This is a genomic window from Aquabacterium sp. A08, from assembly GCF_011742065.1.
In genome coordinates, this window is the sequence record NZ_JAAQQT010000453.1 from 1 (window position 1) to 517 (window position 517).

Sequence of the window (517 nt, forward strand, 5' to 3'; positions counted from 1 at the left end):
GTCTGCGGAAAACGCATCCAGCACAGGGCGTTGAAAAAGTCGTGCAGGTTCTCGCGCGTGGGCACGGCGCCGGTGGCATGGATGTGGCTCTCGTAAGCCACGCCCTCGGGCAACTCGGTTTGCGGGACGAAGCGCACCGGGGCCAGTCCCGCGGCGTTGAGGCTGTCCGGCCAATGGCCGGTGCGCTGCGCGGCGGCCGCCAAGGGAGCACCGACCCCGCGCCAAGGGGCGAACCAGGGTTGCACCCAATCGACAGCCCCGGTGCAATGGGGCCCGCCGCCCGGCGCCTCGACCGGCAGAGGGGCCGGCACAGCGCTCAGGCCACCAGGCGCCAAGGCAGGGCCTCGCCGGCGCGCAGGGGCTTCAACTCGGCCTCGCCGAACGGGTAGGACTCGGGTGGGGTCCAGCTTTCTTTGCGGAGCGTGATGCTGCCGGTGTTGCGCGGCAGGCCGTAGAAGTCGGCCCCGAAGAAGCTGGCGAAGCCTTCGAGCTTGTCCAGCGCACCGGCGGCGTCAAA

At 70.6% G+C, this 517-nt stretch carries 1 protein-coding gene and 1 pseudogene; both read right to left on the reverse strand.

The genetic code is table 11. The features are described 5' to 3' along the window. Positions 1–203: DUF3025 domain-containing protein (locus HA630_RS23235; protein WP_371809183.1), on the reverse strand; the 203-nt coding region annotated here is incomplete at its 3' end. A 113-nt stretch (positions 204–316) separates the two neighbouring features. After that, positions 317–517: pseudogene (locus HA630_RS02570) on the reverse strand (dihydroorotase); the annotation flags it as partial.